2 pseudogenes are annotated in these 529 nt (G+C 61.8%); both read left to right on the plus strand.

Annotation, left to right across the window (positions count from 1 at the left end):
* A pseudogene (locus M3I54_RS44660) lies at positions 1 to 126 on the plus strand (IS5/IS1182 family transposase); the annotation flags it as partial.
* A gap of 155 nt (positions 127 to 281) precedes the next feature.
* Positions 282 to 529 (plus strand): annotated as a pseudogene (locus M3I54_RS44665) (IS21 family transposase); the annotation flags it as partial.

Here is a 529-nt window from a genome sequence, read left to right on the forward strand (position 1 = left end):
AAGACCGTGGGGCGCATGCGTCAGGTGATGGTGCGTGGCTTGAAGAAGGTGGACCAGATGTTCGTGTTGAACATGGCGGCATACAACCTCGTGCGCATGCGATCACTGGCACAAATCCGCTTATAAGTGGCGGAAAGCGTGGCAAGGAGGTCAGAAGTCGGCCTCAAGCCGCCGAAAGAACGTTGAATTCGCGTTGAGATTGCACAATGCGAAAGTTTGCGACTGGCGGGCGCGGACATCGAGGCGCACCGCTTCCGCCGGGGATGTATTTCCGCAACCTGCTAGGCTTGTCGGACTTCACCGAGATGGACAGCCTGGGCATCACCGTGACGGGTGTCACGCTGGACCACCGCCTCTATCACTTCCGGCTGGCCTGCTCGGGCTTTGAGCACGCTCACGTCATTCTCGGCGGCGAGAGCTATGTCGCGCTGGCCGAAGGGCTGCAGAACGCCATCTGGGCACTCGGAGGCGCGCCGCGCGAGCACCGCAGCGACAGCCTGTCGGCGGCGTTCCGCAATCTCGATGCCGA

This window comes from Paraburkholderia sp. CNPSo 3274 (assembly GCF_024206475.1).
GTDB lineage: Bacteria > Pseudomonadota > Gammaproteobacteria > Burkholderiales > Burkholderiaceae > Paraburkholderia.